Source organism: Flavihumibacter cheonanensis, from assembly GCF_022352215.1.
Classification (GTDB): domain Bacteria; phylum Bacteroidota; class Bacteroidia; order Chitinophagales; family Chitinophagaceae; genus Flavihumibacter; species Flavihumibacter cheonanensis.
The window spans coordinates 1-289 of the sequence record NZ_JAKRWF010000080.1 but is presented as its reverse complement, the minus strand read 5'-3'; the positions used below and the strand labels follow the sequence as shown (position 1 = coordinate 289).

Genomic DNA, 289 nt, shown 5'->3' with positions numbered 1-289 from the left:
TTCCGTCGAGCATCGACGCCAATCACAGCCTCACGGCGTTCAACGCCTCGTCCAGCCCCTTGACCCTGAAGATCATGCTCATCGTGGTGCTGCTGTTCATCCCGGTGGTGCTGGCCTACCAGGTCTGGGCTTACAAGCTGTTCAGCGTCAAGGTGACCGACGAGGATCTGGCCCACGAGGAGACCTACTGATTCCGTCCTGAGCCCCCTGCCTGCCGCATCGACCGCGATGTCCGCCGGATCGACGCGGCGAGCGGGGACCATGGAAACACCCAGTTTGCACGGAGATT

General features: G+C 61.9%; 1 protein-coding gene. It reads left to right on the top strand.

The annotated features are described in order from the left end of the window. Window positions 1–191, top strand: a 191-nt coding sequence (locus MD536_RS21215; protein ID WP_239603790.1) for a cytochrome d ubiquinol oxidase subunit II, incomplete at its 5' end; no start/stop codon positions are given. Window positions 192–289 lie beyond the last annotated feature (98 nt).